This window comes from Frankia sp. CgKIO3, from assembly GCF_977946435.1.
The window spans coordinates 1-6,234 of sequence record NZ_CDWTMO010000206.1 but is presented as its reverse complement, the minus strand read 5'-3'; the positions used below and the strand labels follow the sequence as shown (position 1 = coordinate 6,234).

Here is a 6,234-nt window from a genome sequence, read left to right as displayed (position 1 = left end):
CGCCCGGCGTCCAGCAGGTCGAACAGCGCCTGCTTCTCGCTGTGGTCGGGGCTCGCCGGGTAGCCGAAGGCGGGACGAATGCCGCGGAAGCGCTCGGCGTGCAGATCCTCCAGCGACGGCTCGGCGTCCGGCTCGAACCAGGCGCGTCGCGCCTCAAGGTGGACATACTCGGCAAACGCCTCGGCGAGCCGGTCGGCCAGGGCCTTCACCATGATCGCCCGGTAGTCGTCCTGCCGAGCCTCGAAGCCGGCCGCGAGCGTGTCGGCGCCGTGGACGGCCACGGCGAACCCGCCGATGTGGTCCCCGGCCGGGGCCAGGTAGTCGGCGAGGCTGCGGTTCGGCCGCCCCGCGGGCTTGGCCGTCTGCTGGCGCAGCATCGGCAGGCGCAGCCGCCCCGTGGCACCCTGACCCGACGTGGCACCCGGACCCGACGTGCCGTCGCTGTTCACCGCGCCGACGTCGATCAGATCGATCAGATCGATCAGATCGATCAGGATGTCGTCGTCCTCCGCGACGGCGGGCCAGAAGCCGTAGGCCCCGCGGGCCTGAAGGCTACCGTCCGCAATGATCTGATCGAGTAGGACGTTCGCCTCGTCGTACAGCTCGCGGGCCACCGGCTGGTCCAGGATCGCCGGGAACTTGCCCTTCAGCTCCCAGGCAAGGAAGAAGAACTGCCAGTCGATCATCGCGCGCAGCGCGCTGAGGTCCGGGGTGACGACGCGGACGCCGGTGAAGGCGGGGACGGGCAGGTCGTCGAACGTGACCTGCTCGCGGTTCGCCCGGGCCTGCGCGAGGGGGAGCAGCGGGCGCTGCTGGCGGTTCTCGTGCTGCTCACGCAGGAGCTTCTGCTCCGCCCGGTTACGCACGGCGAGCTCCCCGGCCCGGTCGGCGTCGAGCAGGTCCGAGACCACGCCGACGACGCGGGAGGCGTCCAGCACGTGGACGGTGGTGGCGTCGTAGGCGGGGGCGATGCGGACGGCGGTGTGCTGGCGCGAGGTGGTGGCGCCGCCGATCAGCAGGGGCAACTTCAGCCCGCGGCGCTGCATCTCGGTGGCGACCGTGACCATCTCGTCCAGGGACGGAGTGATCAGGCCGGACAGGCCGATCGCGTCGGCGCCCTCCGCCACTGCCGTGTCGAGGATGACCGTGGCGGGGACCATGACCCCCAGGTCGATGACCTCGTAGTTGTTGCAGCCGAGGACCACACCCACGATGTTCTTGCCGATGTCGTGCACGTCGCCCTTGACGGTCGCGAGCACCACCGTGCCGTTGCCACGGTTGCCACGGCCGGTGCCGGCCAGCAGCGCCTGCTGCTTCTCGGCCTCCATGAACGGTTCCAGGTAGGCGACCGAGCGCTTCATCACCCGGGCGCTCTTGACCACCTGCGGCAGGAACATCTTCCCGGATCCGAAGAGATCACCGACGATCTTCATGCCGTCCATGAGCGGTCCCTCGATCACGTCGAGGGGGCGGGCCGCCCGCGCCCGGGCCTCCTCCGTGTCGGGCTCGATGAAGTCGACGATGCCGTGCACGAGCGCGTGCGCCAGGCGCTCCTCGACCGGCGCCTCGCGCCAGGACAGGTCCACCGTGCGCTTCGTGCCGCTCCCGCTCACGGTCTCGGCGAACGCGACGAGCCGGTCGGTGGCGTCGTCGCGCCGGTCGAAGAGCATGTCCTCGACGAGTTCGAGCAGGTCGGCGGGGATGTCCTGGTAGACGGCGAGCTGGCCGGCGTTGACGATGCCCATGTCGAGCCCGGCGCGCACGGCGTGGAGGAGGAACGCCGAGTGCATCGCCTCGCGGACGATGTCGTTGCCGCGGAAGGAGAACGACAGGTTCGAGATGCCGCCGCTGGTCCGCGCTCCCGGGCAGCGCTGCTTGATCAGCGGCAACGCGTCGAGGAACGCCTTCGCGTAGCCGTTGTGCTCGGCGATGCCGGTGGCGACGGCGAGCACGTTCGGGTCGAACACGATGTCCTCGGCTGGGAAGCCGACCCGCTGGGTGAGCAGGTCGTAGGCGCGGGCGCAGATCGCCACCTTGCGTTCGGCGGTGTCGGCCTGGCCCCGCTCGTCGAAGGCCATCACGACCACGCCGGCGCCGTAGTCGCGGATGCGCCGGGCCTGCTCCAGGAAGGGCTCCTCACCCTCCTTGAGGCTGATCGAGTTGACGACGCCCTTGCCCTGCACGCAGCGCAGCCCGGCCTCCAGCACGCTCCACCGCGAGCTGTCGACCATGATGGGCAGGCGGGCCGCCTCCGGCTCGGTGGCGAGCAGGTTCAGGAACGTGGTCATCGCCCGCTCGCTGTCGAGCAGGTCGGCGTCCATGTTGACGTCGAGCAGGTTGGCCCCGCCGCGCACCTGCTCCAGGGCGACGTCCACGGCGGCCTGGTAGTCGTCGGCCTCGATCAGCCGCCGGAACCGCGCCGAACCGGTGACGTTGGTGCGCTCCCCGATCATGACGAAGCCGGTATCTTCGCCGATCTCGAACGGCTCCAGCCCGCTGAAGCGGGTGCGCGCCGGCGGGGCCGGAACCGGGCGCGGCGCCGCGCCGGCGGCGGCGGCGGCGATCCGCGCGATGTGTGCCGGCGTCGTCCCGCAGCAGCCGCCGACGATGTTGACCAGGCCCGCGGCGGCGAATTCGCCGATCAGCCGGCCGGCCTCGTCCGGGGTCTGGTCGTAGCCGCCGAAGGCGTTCGGCAGGCCGGCGTTGGGATGGCAGGCCGTGAACGTGTCGGCGAGCCGGGCGAGCTCGGCGACATGCGGGCGCATCTCCTCGGCGCCGAGCGAGCAGTTCACCCCGACGACCAGCGGATGCGCGTGGGCGATGGAGCTCCAGAACGCCTCGACGGTCTGCCCCGACAGCGTCCGCCCGGACAGGTCGACGATCGTTACCGAGATCCACAGGGGCAGCCGCGGGGCGACCTCGCGGGCGGCGGCGATCGCGGCCTTCGCGTTGAGCGTGTCGAAGATCGTCTCGATGAGCAGCAGGTCGACCCCGCCGTCCGCCAACGCCTGGATCTGCTCGGCGTAGGCGGCCCGGACCTCGTCGAAGGTCACCGCCCGGTACGCCGGATCCTCCACCCGCGGAGACAGCGAGAGCGTGACGTTCAATGGGCCGATCGAACCGGCGACGAACCGGCGCCCCCCGGTCTGCCGGGCGGCCTCGTCCGCGGCCTGGCGGGCCAGCCGCGCGCCCCGCAGGTTCATCTCCCGCACCAGCGACTGCAGCCCGTAGTCCGCCTGGCCGATGCTCGTCGCGGTGAACGTGTTCGTCGTGGTGATGTCCGCGCCGGCCGCAAGATACTGCCGGTGCACGTCGAGGATCACGTCCGGACGGGTCAGGTTCAGCAGGTCCGGGTCGCCGGCGACGTCCTTCGGGTGGTCGCGGAACCGCTCCGTGCGGTAGTCGGCCGGGGTGAGCCCGGCGTTCTGTAGCATCGTGCCCCAGGCCCCGTCGAGCACGACGACCCGCTGGGCCAGCAGCTCCTGGAGCTCCCGCTCGCCGGCCCCGACCGTGCTGGCCTCGATGGCCACCTCGTCGACCGACCTGGACCCTGCCATCAGACCACCTCCCGGTTATGGGAGGCGCCCTTACTGAACGGTGCGGGCCGAGCGTGGCGGACCTGGGCCCGTTGCAGCGCCTCTCGACCTGTGAGTGACGATACCGTGCCATCGTGATCACTTCACGTCGGCTCGAGTGTTTCCTCGCCGTTGCTGCTGTCGCTTGAGAGTCGCACGCCACCCGGGCGGGACACCGGTCCGCGCCGCGCGTGAGCTCATCCGGACTTGGCGGAGGTGCCGGCATACAGCGCACGGATCTGGGCGTCGGTCGGATGGTGGCCCGTGCCCGGGAAACCGACCGTCCAACCGGCGACAAGCACCGCGCGGTCGATGGCACGGTCGGGATCGCCGGTGGCCAGCCAGTAGTGCAGGAACCCGGCGAACAGCGCATCACCCCCGCCGGTCGTGTCCACCACGCCCAGCGGTGCGACCGCCGCGACAGCGCGCACCGGCCGGTCCGCCACCGCCAGCAGGCAACCCCGCGCGCCCAGACCCACGACCACGATCCGTGCCGGTCCCCGGGCAAGCAACTGCCGGGCAAAGGCATCGGGGGGTACGGTGAGGTTCTCCGCCGAGCAGAACACGATCGACGCCCGGGTGAGCCAGTCCTGTGCATAGGCGTCGTCCTGCCCAACCAGGGACGCCAGTCGCACGTCGCTGCCCAGCGCAGCGAGCCCGCGGGCGACGTTGTAGCCGACCCCGGCGACTTCCAGGCGCAGCGACCGGTTCAGATAGCGCACCGGGGGGTAGGCGAAGGGGAAACCATCGACCGGGATCGTCTGCTGGACGTTGACGACACCGGCAACCGCCACGGACAAGCCCATAGGCCCGCAGTGTCGCACCGCCGGGCTGAGTGTCGTGAGCATCGTGGGGCCATACCTGCGCGATCTGTGCACCGAGGAACAGCGGAAGCGCTGGCTGCCCGGGGTGGCTGCCAGCAAGGAGGTGTCCATCCGGGCGATGGCGTCGGTGAGCGCGTCCGCGCGGCTGCGTTCCAAGTCCCCGTTGCGTTCCAGGTCCGCGTAGACCCGCGCCTTGATGGCGGCCAGGGACATCGGTGAGCAGGACCGCGCGATGTCGGTGGCGTAGCGCACCGCGTGGTCCAGTACGTCGCCATCCGTGATCATCTGGTTGACCAGCCCGAGCTCGGCCGCCTCGGCGGCACTGACGGCGTGGCCGGACAGCAGGAAGTCCGAGACCCGGGCGGTGCCCATGATCCGGGGAAGATGCCAGGACAGACCGTATTCGACGACCAGGCTGAGGCGGGAGAAGCCGGAGTTGACGAAGGCGGAGGCCGCGATGAACCGGACCTCCGGGTCGGCGTCCGCGGCACGCAGGGCCTGCGCGTAGGCGGTGGCCATCGGCAGGGTGAACGCGTTCATGACCTCGAGCCGGTTCAGGGTGACGACGGCGACCCCGTCCTCGACCCGGGTCAGAACGGGATCGGCAACGGCGGTCTGGATCGACTCCGTGCTGCTGCGCGCCTTTCGCTCGATTCCCTCGAGGTCGGCGGCGTGCCTGGCGTTCCTGGGCGCGCCCGGCGTGCCGCCGCGCCCGCCGCGCGGACTCCGCAGATCTCATGCCGATGTCGCGTCTTCGTAGCGAATCGTGAGCGATCGTGTGCGTGTCCTGTTGGGCAAGAATCCTGGGCTCCCGGCCCTTCGAGTGGTCCCGGTGTCGTGTAGCATGACCTCCAGATCCGGACAGGGACCGTGACTGGCACCTGGAGGGCGACAACTGAAGATCGATCTAGAGCATGGTCCCGTGGTGAAGCCTGGAGTTCACGCCGCCCTGTCAAGGCGGAGGTCGCGGGTTCGAATCCCGTCGGGACCGCGTTCGTAGGGCTAACAGTGCGCTGTGGCTCATGCGAGAGTCGCACTACCCGGGGCAGGTAGCTCAGTCGGTACGAGCGTCCGCCTGAAAAGCGGAAGGTCGGCGGTTCGACCCCGCCCCTGCCCACCGGTTTAACCTGCGGAAATGGCAGGATTTGTCGATCACTGCTTGATCGTTATGTGGCAACGGGTGTGGCAACGGCGTCGTGTGATCCCGGTGGCGGCCCGTCTGTCACCCCGGCTGACCTGCGCAAACGGTGGAGTTGACCATCCGCTTTTCGGGTGGGAGGTCACGAGGCCTGTGTCCACGGACGTTGCCACAAGTCGCGGGCCTTGTGTGGCAACGGAACACGTCTGACCTAGTCGCGTCAGTGCCCTGACCTGCAACGATGTGCAAGATCGTGCTCGTGGACCGTCCGCTTTCGCGGCAGACGGTCCACGAGGCGGCTCTCCCCGCTGCGGCGCTGAGTTCGACGACTCCGGCGAGCCGATCAATGGCAACCAGGCCCCGCTGTTCCTTCGCCGATCAGATTTCCAGAGCATGCTTTTGTTCCTGTGCAGGTGGTTGGGAGAGCCGGGACGGTAATCAGGGTCAGATAGCAGCGGCGGTGATCACTGGGTTTGTCGGCCCGGTCAGAGGGCGCCTGGGCCCAACGGCGTCGGCGTCCTTGGCAGGCGCTCGTTCCACGAGCCCGGCGGTCAGCTGCTGGTGATTGGTCGGAGTCGGCATAAGTCAAGCGTTCCGCTCGTGATCGTCTCTCTGCATCGAGTCGCTCTCGGCGGTGGGGCCAGACGGCGTCCGCCGCTGGTCAGACACTCCCATCAAGGGCGGATCCGCACCTTCG

2 protein-coding genes and 2 tRNA genes are annotated in these 6,234 nt (G+C 69.8%); 2 read left to right on the top strand and 2 right to left on the bottom strand.

Annotated elements, in window-relative coordinates; all coding sequences use genetic code 11:
* Positions 1-3,557, bottom strand: a 3,557-nt coding sequence (metH, locus tag AC08OJ_RS17860) for a methionine synthase (RefSeq protein WP_476596335.1), incomplete at its 3' end; no start/stop codon positions are given.
* Positions 3,558-3,772: 215 nt separating this feature from the next.
* Entirely contained in the window at positions 3,773-4,939 is a 1,167-nt protein-coding gene (locus AC08OJ_RS17855) for a PfkB family carbohydrate kinase (protein ID WP_476594334.1), read from the bottom strand.
* Positions 4,940-5,315: 376 nt separating this feature from the next.
* On the opposite strand from AC08OJ_RS17855, the gene AC08OJ_RS17850 reads away from it, so the two are divergent.
* A tRNA-Asp gene (locus AC08OJ_RS17850) sits at positions 5,316-5,390 on the top strand.
* Between the two features lie 52 nt (positions 5,391-5,442).
* A tRNA-Phe gene (locus AC08OJ_RS17845) sits at positions 5,443-5,516 on the top strand.
* Positions 5,517-6,234: the final 718 nt, after the last annotated feature.